This window comes from Bacillus sp. Xin1 (assembly GCF_013314535.1).
Lineage (GTDB): Bacteria > Bacillota > Bacilli > Bacillales > Bacillaceae_G > Bacillus_A.
The window spans coordinates 1-2,841 of record NZ_JABUAE010000109.1 but is presented as its reverse complement, the minus strand read 5'-3'; the positions used below and the strand labels follow the sequence as shown (position 1 = coordinate 2,841).

Genomic DNA, 2,841 nt, shown 5'->3' with positions numbered 1-2,841 from the left:
CATTCCTTACAACGGATTTTACGAGTTTACGGGGATCAAGTAATGGCGGGGAGAGAAGTGATGATTGGACTTAGAAATGGTGTTGTAGTGTTACAGCCAGGTGGAACCGGTGAGGCACCAATTATCATACGGGTAGACGAAGTGGATGAACATCTTGATATGACGATACAAGAAGTATTTGAAGCTTAAGGGAAAGCGGGTGAAACCATGAATGATGAGAAAGTATTAGAAATACTAAAAACATTTAGTGAGTACTTAGAAATTGGTGGGTTTACGAACTATATTCTTCGTTCGATTGGTTGGATGATTATTTTAGGGTTATCGTATCTGGTGGATGCATTAGAAGGAATTACAGATAAAATTTTGTTAGTCAAAACGTTATTTGCATCAGAAGAAATACAATCTTTTGTGCGAGACTTTCAGCCTCTCTTTTATGTGTTATTTGCGTTTTCGCTTATTTATATTGGATACACACTGATATTCAATCGGAAAACAAATCGCGAACAGATTGCGGTGAATATTTTTATCAGTATGGGTGTAATTGTGTTACTAAGTACGGCGATGATGCAAGCGGATAAATTTACAGATAAGGCAATTAAGGCAGTGGATCTCAAAGGAAGTGGAACTACTAGTGAAAAGATTATAAAAGAGGGTCTTACAGATGTAGCACAGTTTGATATAGGAGAATGGAAAACAACCAAGTTAAAAGAAACAAATCAAATTTCGCAGGAAAATATCCGACGAATAGATATTTTAGAAAAAATCGATAAAGATTTTAAGGTTAGTAAGGATAAAGGACTAACTGACGATGGGAAAAAAATTTTAGAAAAGAAACTTAGTGTTGCACCAGATGGAAAAGAAGTTCTTATAGATTTGAAAAATGGTTGGTTTGATTTTTGGCCAGATAAATATTATCGCTGGGACTGGGAGTTCTGGAAAATTGCTTCTTCTTTATTTGTAATTGGGATGACATTACTATTTACAGCAATCAAATTAGGAAAACTATGCTTTGAATTAGCCTTCAGCTATATCTTAGCAAACTTAGTTGCACCGGCAGATGTGGCAAATGGACAAAAAACAAAGCATATTCTGATGAATATTTTAAATGCGTTTCTTATCATGATTATGATTTTCCTTTCATTAAAGCTCTATCTCATTGGTATGAACTATATTCATGAAAATGTAAATGGGATTGCTTATGTCGTGGCTTTAATTTGTTTAAGCCTTGCGGTTGTAGATGGTCCCGTCATTTGTGAACGTCTTTTTGGTATTGACGCGGGACTGAAAAATGGTTGGGGAGTCGTTGCCGGTGGATACGCACTTGGAAAAGGATTAAAGAATGCGACAAGTGGTACGGTATCAAAAGTTGGTGGCATGATGAAACGTGCAGGAAGTGGTGCATTACAAGTCGGTGCAGGTGCCACAGGTATGGTAAGTGGATATAATAATGCAGGGAAAACAAGTGGTAGTGAACAAGAAAATCAGAAGCAATCTAAAGAACAAAAAGGTAAGGAAAATGGAACGGAAAGTAAGGAAAAACAAAGCGGTGCCGAGGGCGGCGCAACTGGAACTGATAATGCATCTTTACAAAATGAAATAGATCAATCCAGTTATGGAAAAGAAAATAATCAAGCGTCCCAAGGCGAGGCAGGTAACGGCGCTGTGTCCTTGCAAGATGAAATCAAATCATCCGGTTTTGATAAAGATGCTCAAAATGGAGAACGTGGATCTTCAGCTAATTTAACAAAAAGCACAGCAGGAGGAGCAAATGGTTCCAAAACACAAGGGATTACACCTTCTCAAAATAAGAAGAATGCAAGTGAGAATCCAACTCGTGTGAATGGTAATAACGGTGCGCCATTAAGTGTATCAGGCGGATCTCAACCAAGTAGTAGTGGAGCGTCATCAAGTGTATCAGGCGGATCTCAACCAAGTAGTAGTGGAGCGTCATCAAGTGTATCAGGCGGATCTCAACCAAGTAGTAGCGGAACACCATCAAGCGTATCAGAACCATCTCAACCTAGTCATAGCGGAACATCTTCAAGTGGTGAAAGCTCTTCTGGTTTATCTCGTCCGGTAGATACGGCACCAACTTCTACAGAGGATATTCCGGCACCGCAAAGAGAAAACCGTACGATTGGTCAATATGCAAAGGATCGTCTCTCTAATGCATTTCATAATTCTTCAACAGTACAAAAGACAAGACGTTCTTATCAGCTTGGACAAAATACAGGAGAGGGCTTGCGAAACAAACGAAAAGATAAGAATGAAGGGCAAAATACCAATCAGAATCCACCCGAAAATCGTAGAAAAGATGCATAGGTTACAACACAGTAAGCATACATGGCATGCTTATTTTTTTCGGTCTTAGAATCTAAATCTGGAGGTTACAGCTATGAATTATCAAGTTGCAACGCAGATCAAAGTGAATAAAGGTTCTCTTTCACCTTATGAAGTTCATGTGAAAGTGAAATATGAGGATCCATTGTTTAAATCACGTATACAAGAACTTGTAAAAAAGTATGATCCGGTTCTGTATACAAGTCGAAGAGATTTTTTAACGAGTTGGATAGTAAACTCCAAATGGAATGTGTCATTTCTTAGCTTAGAAGAGGAAAAAAGAATGGATATCCTACGAAATAAAGATCCAATGGAAACTCTCATGAAGTTATTACCTAAAAGATTTGATTTTCAAGAGGGAGTGTATGCATTTAAACAACGGAGTGACGCAGAAGAAGTGAGTTTGAAAATGTTACATGTAATTGAAAAATTTCTAGAGAAAGAAAGTAAGATATATGCTCAAATTTCATGATTCATGGGGAGGTAATGTAAATGGCGAAT

3 protein-coding genes are annotated in these 2,841 nt (G+C 37.8%); all 3 read left to right on the top strand.

The window, feature by feature from the left end; translation table 11 throughout:
* Positions 1 to 189 (top strand): hypothetical protein (locus HRG09_RS27820; RefSeq protein ID WP_174104031.1); only part of this gene is annotated, 189 nt, incomplete at its 5' end.
* An 18-nt stretch (positions 190 to 207) separates the two neighbouring features.
* A complete protein-coding gene (locus HRG09_RS27815; protein ID WP_174104030.1) occupies positions 208 to 2,322 on the top strand; it encodes a pLS20_p028 family conjugation system transmembrane protein in 2,115 nt (704 codons plus the stop codon).
* A gap of 73 nt (positions 2,323 to 2,395) precedes the next feature.
* Positions 2,396 to 2,812 carry a hypothetical protein gene (locus HRG09_RS27810; RefSeq protein ID WP_174104029.1) on the top strand — a complete coding sequence of 139 codons (417 nt, stop codon included), beginning with the start codon at positions 2,396 to 2,398 and terminating at the stop codon, positions 2,810 to 2,812.
* Positions 2,813 to 2,841: the final 29 nt, after the last annotated feature.